This is a genomic window from Dokdonella sp. (assembly GCF_019634845.1).
In the GTDB taxonomy this organism is placed as follows: Bacteria; Pseudomonadota; Gammaproteobacteria; order Xanthomonadales; family Rhodanobacteraceae; genus Dokdonella_A.
Genome location: NZ_JAHCAQ010000021.1, coordinates 25241 through 39323, shown reverse-complemented (window position 1 = coordinate 39323; position 14083 = coordinate 25241). Strand labels below are relative to the sequence as shown.

Genomic DNA, 14083 nt, shown 5'->3' with positions numbered 1-14083 from the left:
CCATCGGCAACTCGTTGTCCGCATCTTCCAGCGCTGCGAGCACGGCGGGGCGCACCTTGGCCGAGCCGGGCGGGATCGCCACGCCGAACTCGCGCAGCAGGCCGCGCACGAGATTGATCGCCGCAGTGCGCTGCGCCTTGTGGAACTCGCGCACACGATGCAGCCCCTGGATACCCTGCTGCTGCGGCGTCTTCACCGGCACCGGCCGGATCGCCCCGCAGCGCGCGGCTTCGAGCAGACCGGCGGCATCGGCGCGATCGGTCTTGGTGCGATGCACGTACGGGCGCACGTCGTGCGCCGGCAGCAGATCGACGCGATGACCGGCGCGTGCAAAGCATCGCGCCCAGTAGTGGGCCGAGCCACACGCTTCCATCACCACGCGCAGCGGCGCACGGTTGTCGAGCGCACGCGCGAACGCGTTGCGACTGAGCCGGCGACGTTCCACGATGCACGCATCGGCATCGGCGAACGCAAGTTCAAACACATCCTTGGCAAGATCGATGGCGCCCGTGGAAACGGCCGCCATGTTGGGCGTAGCATGCATGGCGGGCTCCTCTCGTGATCCCGTGTCCTGAAGGCTAAACCTCTTCAGGCTGGCTCGTCGAAGCCGTGTGGAGAAACGGGAGGAGTCCATTCGATCATTCAAGCCGACGGCGCTTCGCGGCGCGGCTTAATTCAGGCGTTAGGCCTTGCAAACGCGTTGATCATCCATACAATGTACAGATGATCAAATTTGACTGGGATCCGGCTAAAGCTGCCTCGAACCTCAGGAAGCATGGCGTTTCCTTCGACGAGGCCCAGTCCGTCTTCTACGACGAGTTCGCAGTCCAGTTCTACGACGACGCGCACTCCGCTGATGAGGAACGCTTTCTCATGCTTGGCATGAGTAGTGGTGCACACCTACTCCTTGTCTGCCACTGCGAGCGCGCAGGTGGCAGCGTCATCCGCATCATCTCGGCGCGCAAAGCGACAAAACAAGAAAGCTCCTATTACGGGCAGTGACCAACATGAAAGCTGAATACGACCTCTCTAAGCTGAAGTCTCGCAAAAATCCCTATGCGGCAAAGCTCAAGAAACCCGTCTCTATGCGTCTGTCTGAAGATGTCGTTGACTACTTCAAGGGCATGGCCAACGACGCGGGCGTCCCGTATCAAAGCCTGATCAATCTGTACTTGCGGGACTGTGTGATGAAGCATCGCAAGGTGCAGATTGCCTGGCCAAGCGGCAAGGCCTAACAATTCAAGCGGACGGCTGCGAGTCGGTTGCGGTAGCATGTGGTGCAAAGCGGCAGCCGCCGCTTAACTCAGGCGTTAGGTGCCAAGGGAGGCACATCGCATGTCGTCGTGGTTTCTGCTGATTGTTCTCGTGTTCGTAGTTTTTATCGCTCTTGTAGCTCTTAAGAGCAAACAAGGCGGCGCTAGCTCAGTCGGCTTCCCCTACCAGCCTGCCAAGACGCTCTTTTCAGCCGCAGAGCGCTCATTCCTTGGCGTTCTTGACCAAGCTGTCGGTTCAGAGCATCGTGTTTTTGGCAAGGTTCGTGTCGCTGACGTTGCAATGGTCAAACCCGGCCTTGGCAACTCCGCTCGCCAAGGTGCTCTCAATCGCATTGCGTACAAGCACTTTGACTTTGTCGTATGCCGGGCAAGCGATCTAGCCATAGTCTGTGCAGTGGAACTAAACGACAAGTCGCACTCCAGTCGGCGGGGACAATCCCGAGACGAATTGCTGCTCAAGGTGTGTCAGGCCATAAACCTGCCACTGCTCACGGTTCCAGCCAAGCAGGCATACTCGCCACAAGAGATCCGCGCACAGTTCTTGGCGGCTGTCTCTCCACCGCAGGTAGGTGCGTCGGTTGGCACCTAACAATTCAAGCCGAAGCGGTTTCGTTCCGTCAAATACATGGCAGATAGAGCTTGCCATGTATTTGCCTCCACTACACGTCTCGGCTTAACTCCAGCGTTATGCATCTGTGAAGCGCTCAGCGGAGCGATGAAAGATCCCTCGATGAAAAAAATTTTGCTGCTGCATCTGCTGGTGTTCGTTTCCGCCACTCTCCCAATCCTTTCCGTGGCTTCTGATGGGATTGAAACGCTTGAATGCACCATCATTGCAGACGCCGTTACCGGAAATACCTTATATGAGACCGGAGAATGCACCCGTCGCGTGTCTCCGTGCTCATCTTTTAAACTTCCATTGGCAATCATGGGGTTTGATAGTGGAATCTTGCATTCGCCAAAATCACCCACGTGGGAGTTGAAGCCGGAATACAACCCGTCTCCGAGAGATCGCACATACAGACAAGTCTATCCCGTGCTATGGCAAAGCGACTCTGTTGTCTGGTTTTCGCAGCAATTAACAAGCCGTATGGGAGTTGATCGATTTACGGAGTACGTGAAGAAATTTCAGTACGGTAATCAAGACGTTTCCGGTGACTCGGGGAAGCATAACGGCTTAACCCACTCATGGCTGATGTCGTCGCTCACCATATCTCCGAAGGAGCAAATTCAGTTTCTTCTGCGTTTTGTCGCGCATAAGCTGCCTGTGTCCGAAGCGGCTTATGACATGGCGCATGCCACGATCCCACAGTACCAAGCAGCCGAAGGATGGGTTGTACATGGAAAAAGTGGCAGCGGCTGGCTTCGGGACAATACCGGCAAGATAAATGAAAACCGCCCGCAAGGCTGGTTCGTGGGCTGGGCCGAGAAAAGCGGGCGGCAAGTTGTTTTCGCCCGATTGGAAATTGGAAGCGTGAAATCCGATATTCCCGGCGGGTCTAAAGCGCGAGAGGATATTCTCGCGGAATTACCCGTGTTGATGGATAACAAATGATATGTGGCGTCATCGAGAGCAGATGCATGACCCTGCGGTCCACCGGACGCTGCGCGATATAGCCGCGCAGCGCCGATGACCTCCACGGTAGGGATCCACTGAAATACGGCTACTACCAGTTTCGGTTCATGTCCGAGGCATTGCGGGACCGATCACGATTGGACTTCGCGAAGATGGTCGCGGGCAAGGACTGAGTCGCCTGCCTGCCAGATCGCCGGCGAGCGGGCGCAAGCCGAGCCTTCGGATTCGGTGTGCGATTGAAGCCGCGCCACGTGTCGGCGCGGGCGTTGCAAGTGGCGCGCCGTCTTTGCAGCCGCGCGCGAAGCAGGCAAGCTGGCGACCACCGATGGCTTGGTGGCCATCGGCAACAGGCCAGCACAAGGCTCCGGCATGGGTTTCCTGAGCAATCTCCTCGACGCTTTTTCGCGGCCGCGGCTGCGCGACCCCGTGCGCGGCGTGGCGCAGGTGATCTCGGCGAGCATGCCGCCATACCGCAGTGGCGGCGGCGGCATGTGCGAGATGAATCTCGTGATCACGATTCCGGGCCAGCCCAGTGTCGCCGTCACCAAGGCGAGCCTCGTGCGGCTGGCGCAGTGGCCGCTGCCGGGCATGCTGCTGCCCGTCCTGGCCGAACGCAGCGATGCACGCACCTACGCGATCCAGTGGGCCGAAGTGCCTTCGGGCGCGCAGCGTGCCGCCGAGCAGGCGCGGCGCGTGGCCGAGCAGGCCAATGCAGGCGATTCGGCGCCCGCCGCCGCCGCTGCCGCCAGCGCCGGCCCAGCGGCGCGATCCTTCACGCGGCGCTCGCAGGTCACGATCAACGGCCAGCCGGCCACGCCAGAGGCGCTTGCCGCGGTCGAGCTCATGACCGGGATGGATCTGGATGGCGACGGGCGCATCGGCGGACGCGAGGCGGCGCCCGCTCCGCACGACGGCGCGGGTGCAACGCCGAGTGTCGAAAGTCGGCTGCGGCAACTGCAGGCGCTGCACGACGGCGGTCTCATCGGCGAGGACGAGTACCGCGCCAAGCGCGCCCAGATCCTGTCCAGCCTGTGAGCGCGGCCGCGGCGGCGCGCGTCGACGCGTGCCTTGTCGGGGTGGCCGTCGCGCGGGGCGGCGTCGGTCGCGAGCGTGCGCCGCGCCGCCGATGGATCAGCCGGGACGAAACTCCAGCGCGGCCGAGTTCATGCAGTAGCGCAGACCGCCTGGCGGCGGACCGTCGTCGAACACGTGGCCGATGTGGCTGTCGCAGCGCGCGCAGCGGATTTCGGTGCGGATCATGCCGTGGCTGGTGTCGCGCAGTTCGCGCAGGTGCGCGGGATCGAACGGCGCGCTGAAACTGGGCCAGCCCGTGCCCGACTCGAACTTGGCGGTCGCCGCGAACAGCGGCAGCCCGCACAATGCGCACGCGAACACGCCCGCGCCGTGCTCGTGCAGCAGGCCGCCGCAGAATGGCCGCTCGGTGCCGCGGGCGAGCAGCACGTGGCGCTGCTCGGGCGTGAGCCGCGCCGCGAGCCGCTCGCGCTCGACCGGAGCGAGCGGGGTGAGATCGTGACCGCTGGCGGAATACCGGCTCATGATCGGTGGCCTGGCTGGCTGCTGTCGGCTCGTTGCGCGGTCGGGGCCGGCTCGCTGGCGGGATCGCGATCGCCCGGCGCCGGCTTCAGCCAGCTACCGAACTGCGCGCGCAGCTTGGCTACCTTGGGCGCGGCGACGAGCGTGATGTAAGGCTGCTGCGGATGCCGCGCCGCGTAGTCCTGATGCTCGCGCTCGGCGAGGTGGAAGGCCTGCAGCGTCTCGATGCGGGTCGCGATCGGACTGGCGAACACGCGCGCGGCATCGAGCTGGGCGATGTAGCGCCGGGCGACGTCGCGCTGGCTGGCGTCGGCGGCGAAGATCGCCGAGCGGTACTGGCGGCCGCGATCGTTGCCCTGGCGGTCGACCTGGGTCGGATCGTGGGCGGCGGAAAAGAACACGCGCAACAGTTGCCCGTAGCTGATGCGGCGCGGGTCGTAGCGGATCTCGACCGCTTCGGCGTGCTCGGTGCGGCCGCTGCAGACCGCCTCGTAGTTGGCACTGGCGGCGCTGCCGCCGCAGTAGCCAGGGCGTACCGCCAGCACGCCGTCGAGCTCGCGGAACACCGCCTCGACGCACCAGAAGCAGCCGCCCGCGAGCACCGCCCGCACCTCGTCGGCGGCGGCGGGCGGCGGATCGTAGGTTGCGGCCGGCAGCGGCGCGTGTCGCGCCGCGGGCAGGTCGCAGGACGGGTTGTTCATGACACCACCTCACGGGTCGCGGCAGCGTTGCGTGCACGGGTCACGCGGCGCCGCCCGGAACCTTGTACATGATGGCGCTGTCAGGGCAAGCCAAGATGAATCGTCGGCGATGACCAACTGCACGGGTCGGCATTGCCGCGCCTGCGCAAACTTGCTTTGTAAAGAGGGATTTACGCGCCGATGCGCTGCACCATCCGCGTGCGGCTGCTAGCCTTGGCACTTCGCCTCGGTGATCTCCCACCACCGCCCCGCAAGCCGCAAGGATCGTTTCCATGTCGCGTTGGAAAATCGCGCTGCCCATCGTCGCCACCCTCGTCGTCGCCGTCGTCGGCTGGCGCATGTATGCCTCGCGCAGCAACGCCGGCGCGACACAACGCGGCGGCGACGGCGCGCCGGTACCGGTCACCGTGGTGGCGGCGCTCGCGCAGGATGTGCCGGTCTACCTGACCGCGCTCGGCACCGTGCAGGCGCTCAACACCGTCACCGTCAACGCCCAGGTCAGCGGCCAGCTCAAGGCGCTGCATTTCGCCGAAGGTGAGGAAGTGGCGCAGGGCTCACTCATCGCCGAGATCGACCCGCGCACGTTCCAGGCGGCCTACGATCAGGCGGTGGCCAAGAAGAAGCAGGACCAGGCCCTGCTGACCGCGACGCAGAGCACGCTGGCGCGCTACGAAGAACTCAAGAAGAAGAACTTCGTGTCGGGGCAGGACCTGGAGAACCAGCGCCAGAGCGTGCGCCAGCAGCAGGCCATGGTGGCCGCCGACGACGCCGCGATCAGCAATGCACAGGCGCAGCTCGGCTACACGCGCATCACGGCGCCGATCACGGGCGTGGCCGGCATCCGCCAGGTCGACGTCGGCAACCTCGTCAGCGCCAACGGCACCGGCATCGTCACCTTGACCCAGGTGCACCCGATCAACGTCATGTTCACGCTGCCCGAGCAGAACCTCGAGGCGGTACGCAGCGCGCTGACGGCCGATCGCGACGGCGTCGAAGTCGCCGCCCTCGATCGCACCGATGCCCACGTCATCACCACCGGCGTGCTCAAGGTCATCGACAACCAGATCGACAGCGCGACCGGCTCGTTCAAGGTCAAGTCCGAGTTCACCAACGCCGACAATGCGCTGTGGCCGGGGCAATTCGTCAACGTGCGGGTCAAGGTGCGCACCGTGGCCGGCGGCATCGTGGTGCCGGCGACCGCCGTGCAACGCGGGCCCGAAGGCAGCTATGCCTACGTGCTGCAGGCCGACAACACCGTGGCGATGCAGCCGGTCGAAGCCGCTGGCGATGCCGGCAACAACAACGTGCTCATCGCCAAGGGGCTGGCGGTCGGCGATCGCGTGGTCACCGAGGGCCAGTTCCGGCTCAAGCCCGGCAGCAAGGTGCAGCCGCTGGCGCCGGGCGAAGTCGCCGCGCCGCTGAGTGCCGAGGAGCTGGCCAAGCTCAAGGCGGCCGGTGGCGGCGCCGCTTCGGGTGGGCGCGGTCCGAGGCACTGAGCGATGAGCCTGCCGTTGTCCAGCCTGCGCGGCCGCGGCGCGCGCCTGCCGCGACGTCCCGATCGGAGCAGTGCATGAGCTTCTCGACGCTGTTCATCCGTCGCCCGATCGCCACCTCGCTGCTGATGCTGGCGCTGCTGCTGCTGGGCGTGGTCGGCTACCGCGCACTGCCGGTGGCGGCGCTGCCCGACATCGAGGCACCGAGCCTCATCGTCACCACGCAGTATCCGGGCGCCAGCGCGGCAACCATGGCGACGCTCGTGACGACGCCGCTCGAGCGCCAGCTCGGCCAGATCTCGGGCGTCACGCTGATGACCTCGGACAGCTCGGCCGGCCTGTCGACGATCATCATCGAGTTCGACCAGGACCGGAACATCGACAATGCCGGCCAGGACGTGCAGGCCGCGATCAACGCCGCGCGCGGCACGCTGCCGTCGAACCTGCCGTATCCGCCGATCTACAACAAGGTCAACCCGGCCGATGCGCCGATCCTGACCCTCATGCTGAGCTCGGACTCGCGCGCGCTGCGCGAGGTCAACGACTACGCCGACTCGATCCTCGCCCAGCGCCTGTCGCAGATCGCCGGCGTGGGCCTGGTGTCGATCGCCGGCAACGTGCGGCCCGCCGTGCGCGTGCAGGTCAATCCCGCCCAGCTCGCCAATCTCGGCCTCACGCTCGAGGACGTGCGCAGCGCGCTCACCCAGGCCAACGTCAACGCGCCCAAGGGCAGCCTCAACGGCAGCGTGCAGAGTTTCTCGATCGGCACCAACGACCAGCTCGCCGACGCCGCCGACTACCGCTCGACCATCATCAGCTACAAGAACAACGCGCCGGTGCTGCTGTCGGACGTCGCCGCAGTCGTCGATGGCGTCGAAAACGACCAGCTCGCGGCCTGGGCCAACGGCAAGCCGGCGGTGTTGCTCGACGTGCGCCGCCAGCCCGGTGCCAACATCGTGCAGACCGTGGCCGACATCCGCGCGCAACTGCCGCAACTGCGCGCGCTGCTGCCGGCCGATGTCAAGCTCGAGGTGTTCTCCGACCGCACGGTGACGATTCGCGCCTCGGTCGAGGACGTGCAGTTCACGCTCGGCCTGACCGTGCTGCTCGTCATCGCGGTGATCTTCGTGTTCCTGCGCCGGCTGTGGGCGACGGTGATTCCGTCGGTGGCGGTGCCGCTGTCGCTGATGGGCACCTTCGGCGTGATGGCGTTCGCCGGCTTCTCGCTCGACAACCTGTCGCTGATGGCGCTGACCGTCGCCACCGGATTCGTCGTCGATGACGCGATCGTGATGATCGAGAACATCGTGCGCTACATCGAACAGGGCAAGCAGCCGCGCGAGGCGGCCGAGATCGGTGCGCGCGAGATCGGCTTCACCGTGCTGTCGCTGACCGTGTCGCTGATCGCGGTGTTCCTGCCGCTGCTGCTGATGCCCGGCGTCACCGGCCGCCTGTTCCATGAATTCGCCTGGGTGCTCGCGATCGCGGTGGCGATCTCGATGGTGATCTCGCTCACGCTGACGCCGATGATGTGTGCCTACCTGCTGCGCGCCGACGCGCTGCCGGCCGGTGACCATGCCGACGTCCATGATGCCGCCGTGCGCGCGCGCCAGCCGCGTGACCTGTGGCTGCGCACGCTCGACGCCTATGCGCGCTCGCTCGACTGGGTGCTCGCGCGCCAGCGCCTGACGCTGCTGATCGCGCTGGCCACGCTGGTGGTGACGATCGCGTTGTACGTGATCATCCCCAAGGGGCTGCTTCCCGAGCAGGACACCGGCCTCGTCACCGGCGTGGTGCAGGCCGACCAGAACATCGCGTTCCCGGCCATGGAGGAGCGCACCAAGGCGGTCGCCGCGGCCATGCGCGAGGTGCCCGGCGTGGCCGGCGTGGCCGCGTTCATCGGCGCCGGCTCGATCAATCCGACGCTCAACCAGGGCCAGCTCAGCATCGTGCTCAAGCCGCGCAACGAACGCGACGGCCTCGAGCGCCTGCTGCCGCGCCTGCAGCAGGCCGCCGCCCATATTCCGGGTGTGGCGCTGTATCTCAAACCGGTGCAGGACGTGGCGCTCGACACCCGCGTGGCGCCAACCGAATACCAGTATTCGTTGTCGGAAGTTGACTCGAGCGAGCTGGCCGGTTTCGCCACCCGCATGACGCAGGCGCTCAAGCAGCGTCCCGAGCTGGCCGATGTCGACAACAACCTCGCCGTGCTCGGCAATGCGCTCGAGCTCACGATCGACCGCGAGAAGGCCAGCCGCCTCGGCGTGCCGGTGCAGACGATCGACGACACCCTGTACGACGCCTTCGGCCAGCGCCAGATCTCGACCATCTTCACCCAGCTCAACCAGTACCGCGTCGTGCTCGAGGTGGCGCCGCAGTTCCGCACCAGCACCGCGCTGCTCGACCAGCTCACCGTGCGCGGCACCGGCGGCGGTGCGCTGACCGGCAGTAACGCGACCACCTACGGCCAGGTCAAGTCGAGCAATTCGGCCACGCCTGCCGGCATCGGCGGCGCCGGCAACACCGGCATCGCGGTCGGTGGCGGCGGCACGATCCCGCTGTCGGCACTGGCCAGCGCCAAGCAGGGCAATACGCCGCTCGTGGTGAGCCACCAGGACCAGCTGCCGGCCGTGACGATCTCGTTCAATCTCGCGCCGGGCAAGTCGTTGTCCGACGCCGTGCGCGCATTCGATGAAGTGCAGGCCCAGCTCAAGTTCCCGCCGCAGGTGCGCGGCCGCTTCATCGGCAAGGCCGCCGAGTTCTCGTCCTCGCTGACCGACACCGTGCTGCTGCTGATCGCCGCCGTGGTGGTCATCTACATCGTGCTCGGCGTGCTCTACGAGAGCTACATCCACCCGATCACGATCCTGTCCACGCTGCCGCCGGCCGGCGTCGGCGCGCTGCTCGCGCTGTACCTGTTCGGCATGCCGCTGTCGGTCGACGGCATCGTCGGCATCGTGCTCCTGATCGGCATCGTGAAGAAGAACGCCATCCTCATGATCGATTTCGCAATCGAGGCGCAGCGCCACGGCATGCGCGCCTACGACGCGATCCATCGCGCCTGCCTGCTGCGTTTCCGCCCGATCATGATGACCACCGCGGCGGCGCTGTTCGGCGCACTGCCGTTGGCACTGGGCAATGGCATCGGCGCCGAGCTGCGGCGCCCGCTCGGCGTCTCGATCGTCGGCGGCCTGCTGCTGTCGCAGCTGCTCACGCTGTACACGACCCCCGTGATCTATCTCTATTTCGAGCGCCTGTCGGACTGGCTCAAAGCGCGCCGCGAGCGCCGAGCGCTCGCATCTGCCCAGGCCCGGCCGACATGAGCACGCGCGCGGTGCTGGCGCCAGCCGGCGCCCGCCTTCGTCGCGGGCGGCGGCCTGCTGCATTCATGCGCTGTAGTGCGCCGGTAGGTTTGGGCGCCGACTCGATCGTTGGCGTGTGCGCGGCAACCGACCCACGTCCTTGGTGGGTTCGTCCCGCATCCCTGCGGGCCGGTGACTTTCTCTTGCTTGTCCAAGAGAAAGTCACCAAAGAGAACGACAGCCCTGCAGCGGCGCCTCGCGCGCTTCCTGCGCGCGAGGTCCGCGTGCGGTGGCCGGTTGCGCCGACAGCACCTCCCTGTGCTGACGGCGCAATGAGCGCGATCCATCGCGCTCCCCCTGCGGGCCGCTTCGGCCACCGCCCGCCGCCGCTGATGGGCACCGGGCACAGCAGCGCGCTCCCGCGCGCCAAGGCACGCCACCATGGCGCAGCGGTCCCGGCGCGGCCACGATGGCCGCGCTGCATGCTTGTCGGGTCCCCTGTGGGCCGCGGCGGGGGCGCGCAGGGCCAGCCCGCAGGGTCGGCGCGAGGGATCGCGCCGAGTTTGCCGTCAGTGCAGGGATGCACTGTCGGCAAACCCCGTAGCGCACCCGCGCAGTCACGCGCGCCGGATGCGCGCGTGACCGCGGCCCGGAGGGTGCCATTTCTTTTGGTTCCTTTTCTTTGGGCAAGCAAAGAAAAGGAACCGGCCCGCAGGGATGCGGGACGAACCCACCAAGGACGTGAGTCGGTTGTCGCGCACACGCCAACGATCGAGTCGATGCCCAAACCCACCGGCGCAAGCCACCCGAAAACTGCGGGACGAACCCACCAAGGACGCGCGTCGGTCGTCGCACAACAGTCGACGATGGCACCAGCCCAAAAACCTACCGGCGCAAGCCGCCCGAAAACTGCGGAACAAGCCCACCAAGGACGTGAGTCGGTTGTCGCACAACAGTCGACGATGGCACCAGCCCAAACCCCGAACCGCGCCCAGCGCCAGCAAGCGACGACAGCGGCGCCCGCTGGCGCCACGGCCCACACGCCATGAACATTTCCGGCCCCTTCGTTCATCGCCCGATCGGCACCTCGTTGCTGGCGATGGGCCTGTTCTTCGTCGGCATGATCTGTTACTTCCTGCTCGGCGTGGCGGCGTTGCCAAACATGGAGTTCCCCGGCATCTTCGTGACCGCCAATCAGCCCGGCGGCAGTGCCGACGTGATGGCATCGACGGTGGCCGCGCCGCTGGAGCGGCATCTGGGCCAGATTCCGGGCGTGGACACGATCAACTCCTGGAGCAGCGAGAACAGCGCTTCGGTGTTCATCATGTTCGACTCCAGCCGCACGGTCGACGACGCGGCGCGTGACGTGCAGGCGGCGATCAACGCGGCGGCGCCCGATCTGCCGTCGGGGCTCACCAACGCGCCGACCTATCACAAGATGAATCCGAACAACCAGCCCGTGCTGGCGCTGGCGCTGACTTCGGACACCCAACCGCTGTCGAAACTCTACGACTACGCCGACTCGCTGCTGGCGCAGCGCATTCGCCAACTGCCGGGCGTGAGCGACGTCGATGTCGCCGGCGGCGCGACGCCGGCCGTGCGCGTGGATCTCAATCTGCGCGCGCTGTCGGCGATGGGACTGTCGCCCGACCAGTTGCGCAACGCGCTGGTGGCGGCCAACGTGACCTCGCCGCAGGGCTTCCTGTCCGACGGCCGCACCACGATGGCGATCACCGCCAATGATGCCTTGCACACCGCCGCCGAGTTCGCCGATCTCGTGATCGCCACGCGCAACGGCGTGCCGGTGCGGCTGAGCGATGTCGCCACGGTGCGCGATGGCCAGCAGGACCAGTACCAGGCGGCGTGGTTCGGCACGCGGCGCGCGATCCTCATGTTCGTGCGCAAGCAGGCCGATGCCAATGTCATCGCCACCGTCGACCGCGTCAAGGACGACGTGCCGTTGATGCAGAGCTGGTTGCCGAGCGATGTGCAGCTCACGCCGTTCTTCGACCGCACGCCGATCATCCGCGCCTCGGTCGACGAGGTGCAGATCAGCCTGCTGATCAGTCTCGGCATGGTGGTGCTGACGATGGCGCTGTTCCTGCGCCGGCTCGCCCCGACGCTGATTGCGGCGACCGCGGTGCCGTTGTCGGTGGCCGGCGCGTTCATCGTCATGTACGTGCTCGGATACACGCTCGACAACATGTCGCTGATGGCGCTCGTGATCGCGATCGGCTTCGTGGTCGACGATGCGATCGTCGTCATCGAGAACGTGATCCGCCACATCGACGCCGGCATGCCGCGACTGCAGGCGACCTTGCGCGGCGCCCGCGAGATCGGCTTCACGATCGTGTCGATCACGGCGTCGCTGATCGCGGTATTCATTCCGGTCATCTTCGCCAGCGGGATCACGGGGCGCTTTTTCAAGGAGTTCACGATCACGCTGGTGGCGGCGATCGTGTTCTCGGCAATCGTGTCGCTGACGTTGACGCCAGCCCTGTGCGGCCGTTTCCTCAAGCCTCACGCGGCCGCCACGCCCTCGCGCCTGGGCGCCTGGCTCGATCGTTTCCACGCCGGCATGCTCGCCGGCTACAGGCGCCTGCTCGACCATGCGCTGCGCTGGCCGCGCCTGACCGCCCTGCAGCCGCTGTTGCTCATCGTGGTGACGGTCGTGCTGATGCGCTTCGTGTCGGGCGGGCTGTTCCCGCAGCAGGACACCGGCATGCTGTTCGGTCGGATCAGCGCCGGCACCGACATTTCACCGCCGCGCATGATGGAGCAGACCCAACGCATCGCCGACCTGGTGATGAAGGATCCGGCGGTCGACAGCGTCGGCTCGCGCCTGGGCGGTGGCTGGGGCGGCGGCGGGGCGAGCGGCCAGCTCTACATCACGCTCAAGCCGCTGGCGCAGCGCAACGGCGACTCGACGTTCCAGGTGATGACGCGCCTCAACGCGGCCGCGCGCGGCATGGCCGGCGTGCAGTTGCGGCTGCGCCCGGTGCAGGACCTGCCCAGTGGCGGCGGCGGTGGCGGCGGTGGCGGTGCCGGCGGGCAGTACCAAGTGCAACTGGTCGGCAACGACATCACCACGCTGCAGGAGTGGTTGCCCAAGCTCGTCGAAACGCTGAAGAAGGTGCCGCAACTGCGCGACGTCGGCAGCGACATCGATGCGGCCGGCCTGCGCCAGACCCTGCTCATCGACCGCCCGACTGCGGCGCGGCTGGGCGTGTCGGTCGGCGCGATCGACAGCGCGCTCAACGATGCGTTCGGCCAACGCCAGGTGTCGACGATCTATTCGGACATCAACCAGTTCAAGGTCGTGGTCAGCGCCTTGCCCAACCAGTCGAGCGATCCGGCTTCGCTCGAGCGGTTGTACGTGCGCGCCAACTCGGGCGCGATGGTGCCGATCAGCGCGGTGACCAAGATGAGCGACGGCCTGGCGCCGACCCAGGTCAACCACGAAAACCAGCTCTCCACCGCCAGCCTGAGCTTCAATCTGGCACCCGACGTGAGCATGAGCCAGGCCCAGGCCATCATCCAGCACACGGTCAGCGGCATGCGCCTGCCGGGCGACATCCGCCTCGACTTCGCCGGCGACTTTCGCGACTTCCAGCGCCAGCAGGGTGATACCTCGCTGCTGATCCTCGGCGCGATCATCGCCGTCTACATCGTGCTCGGCATCCTCTACGAGAGCCTCATCCACCCGGTCACGATCCTGTCCACACTGCCTTCGGCCGGCGTCGGCGCCCTGCTCGCGCTCGTCGTCACCGGCACCGACCTGTCGGTGGTGTCGATGATCGCGATCATCCTGCTCATCGGCATCGTCAAGAAGAACGCGATCATGATGGTCGACTTCGCGCTGGTGGCCGAACGCGAGCACGGCCTGGCACCGCTGGAGGCGATCCGCGAAGCCTGCATCGTGCGCTTTCGTCCGATCATGATGACCTCGATGGTGGCGATCTGCGCCGCGCTGCCGCTCGCGGTCGGTTTCGGCACCGGCGCCGAGCTGCGCCGGCCGCTCGGCATCGCGATGATCGGCGGCCTCATCGTGTCGCAGAGCCTGACCCTGATCTCGACGCCGGCGATCTACCTGATCTTCGCGCGCATCAGCCAGCGCCGCCGCGAGCGCCGCGCACTGCGCCGGGCGCAGGCCGCGGCGCACTGAGTCGCAGCGGTCGCGCGC

General features: G+C 66.4%; 11 protein-coding genes. 8 read left to right on the top strand and 3 right to left on the bottom strand.

Features of this window, described 5'->3' with window-relative positions:
* Nucleotides 1–526 (bottom strand): IS110 family transposase (locus KF903_RS13525; RefSeq protein WP_291215848.1); only part of this gene is annotated, 526 nt, incomplete at its 3' end.
* Nucleotides 527–723: 197 nt separating this feature from the next.
* On the opposite strand from KF903_RS13525, the gene KF903_RS13520 reads away from it, so the two are divergent.
* From KF903_RS13520 to KF903_RS13500, 5 genes are all read left to right on the top strand, one after another.
* A complete protein-coding gene (locus tag KF903_RS13520) occupies nt 724–1002 on the top strand; it encodes a BrnT family toxin (protein ID WP_291215846.1) in 279 nt (92 codons plus the stop codon).
* 5 nt (nt 1003–1007) lie between these two features.
* Complete coding sequence (locus KF903_RS13515) at nt 1008–1235, top strand: BrnA antitoxin family protein (RefSeq protein WP_291215844.1); 228 nt, start codon at nt 1008–1010, stop codon at nt 1233–1235.
* A 100-nt stretch (nt 1236–1335) separates the two neighbouring features.
* Complete coding sequence (locus KF903_RS13510) at nt 1336–1863, top strand: DUF2726 domain-containing protein (protein WP_291215841.1); 528 nt, start codon at nt 1336–1338, stop codon at nt 1861–1863.
* A gap of 141 nt (nt 1864–2004) precedes the next feature.
* Entirely contained in the window at nt 2005–2829 is an 825-nt protein-coding gene (blaOXA, locus tag KF903_RS13505) for an OXA-9 family oxacillin-hydrolyzing class D beta-lactamase (RefSeq protein WP_291215838.1), read from the top strand.
* A 390-nt stretch (nt 2830–3219) separates the two neighbouring features.
* Nucleotides 3220–3885 (top strand): SHOCT domain-containing protein, encoded by a 666-nt coding sequence (locus KF903_RS13500; protein ID WP_291215836.1) that lies wholly within the window; start codon nt 3220–3222, stop codon nt 3883–3885.
* A 96-nt stretch (nt 3886–3981) separates the two neighbouring features.
* Here the strand turns inward: KF903_RS13500 and msrB are convergent, their stop codons facing one another.
* Nucleotides 3982–4407, bottom strand: a complete 426-nt coding sequence (msrB, locus tag KF903_RS13495; RefSeq protein WP_345777770.1) for a peptide-methionine (R)-S-oxide reductase MsrB — start codon at nt 4405–4407, stop codon at nt 3982–3984.
* Complete coding sequence (gene msrA, locus KF903_RS13490; protein WP_291215834.1) at nt 4404–5105, bottom strand: peptide-methionine (S)-S-oxide reductase MsrA; 702 nt, start codon at nt 5103–5105, stop codon at nt 4404–4406. Before msrA ends, msrB begins: the two co-directional genes overlap by 4 nt.
* Nucleotides 5106–5377: 272 nt before the next feature.
* Between msrA and KF903_RS13485 the strand changes: the two genes are divergently transcribed.
* The 3 genes from KF903_RS13485 to KF903_RS13475 all read left to right on the top strand — a co-directional run bounded on the left by KF903_RS13485 (nt 5378) and on the right by KF903_RS13475 (nt 14065).
* Nucleotides 5378–6601, top strand: coding sequence for an efflux RND transporter periplasmic adaptor subunit (locus KF903_RS13485; RefSeq protein ID WP_291215831.1), 1224 nt, complete (start codon nt 5378–5380; stop codon nt 6599–6601).
* Nucleotides 6602–6675: 74 nt separating this feature from the next.
* Complete coding sequence (locus tag KF903_RS13480; RefSeq protein ID WP_291215829.1) at nt 6676–9921, top strand: efflux RND transporter permease subunit; 3246 nt, start codon at nt 6676–6678, stop codon at nt 9919–9921.
* Nucleotides 9922–10945: 1024 nt separating this feature from the next.
* Entirely contained in the window at nt 10946–14065 is a 3120-nt protein-coding gene (locus KF903_RS13475; protein WP_291215826.1) for an efflux RND transporter permease subunit, read from the top strand.
* Nucleotides 14066–14083 lie beyond the last annotated feature (18 nt).

Excerpts from the sequence above, each read along its gene's own strand:
- msrA (WP_291215834.1), bottom strand. The coding sequence starts at position 5,105 with ATGAACAACCCGTCCTGCGACCTGCCCGCGGCGCGACACGCGCCGCTG.
- KF903_RS13475 (WP_291215826.1), top strand. The coding sequence starts at position 10,946 with ATGAACATTTCCGGCCCCTTCGTTCATCGCCCGATCGGCACCTCGTTG.
- KF903_RS13510 (WP_291215841.1), top strand. The coding sequence starts at position 1,336 with ATGTCGTCGTGGTTTCTGCTGATTGTTCTCGTGTTCGTAGTTTTTATC.
- KF903_RS13520 (WP_291215846.1), top strand. The coding sequence starts at position 724 with ATGATCAAATTTGACTGGGATCCGGCTAAAGCTGCCTCGAACCTCAGG.
- KF903_RS13480 (WP_291215829.1), top strand. The coding sequence starts at position 6,676 with ATGAGCTTCTCGACGCTGTTCATCCGTCGCCCGATCGCCACCTCGCTG.
- msrB (WP_345777770.1), bottom strand. The coding sequence starts at position 4,407 with ATGAGCCGGTATTCCGCCAGCGGTCACGATCTCACCCCGCTCGCTCCG.
- KF903_RS13485 (WP_291215831.1), top strand. The coding sequence starts at position 5,378 with ATGTCGCGTTGGAAAATCGCGCTGCCCATCGTCGCCACCCTCGTCGTC.
- KF903_RS13500 (WP_291215836.1), top strand. The coding sequence starts at position 3,220 with ATGGGTTTCCTGAGCAATCTCCTCGACGCTTTTTCGCGGCCGCGGCTG.
- KF903_RS13515 (WP_291215844.1), top strand. The coding sequence starts at position 1,008 with ATGAAAGCTGAATACGACCTCTCTAAGCTGAAGTCTCGCAAAAATCCC.
- blaOXA (WP_291215838.1), top strand. The coding sequence starts at position 2,005 with ATGAAAAAAATTTTGCTGCTGCATCTGCTGGTGTTCGTTTCCGCCACT.